The 291-nt window shown below is 72.9% G+C and carries 1 pseudogene; it reads left to right on the forward strand.

The annotated features are described in order from the left end of the window. A pseudogene (locus tag AC0I8G_RS25865) lies at window positions 1–291 on the forward strand (amidohydrolase); the annotation flags it as partial.

The raw sequence follows: 291 nt of genomic DNA on the forward strand, positions 1-291 counted from the left end.
GCCGAGGAGGTGGCCCGACTGCTCGCCCGCCGGGCCGCGGCGGTAGGACGGTTCACCGCGACCGCGGTCAAGAGCGTCCAGGACGGGGTGTGCGAGAACCTCACCGCAGCGGTAAAACGCCCTTACGTGGGTCACCCGGAGGACACCGGGCTGAGTTTCTTCGACCCCGAGGTGCTGGCGGAGAACGTGCGCCACCTGGTCGCTGCGGGTGTCGACCTGCACCTGCACGCCGTCGGCGCCCGCGCGGGCGCTGAGTGCCTCGACGCGGTCGCACCCACGCTGGAGGGCCGC

Source organism: Kineococcus sp. AC630 (assembly GCF_979255925.1).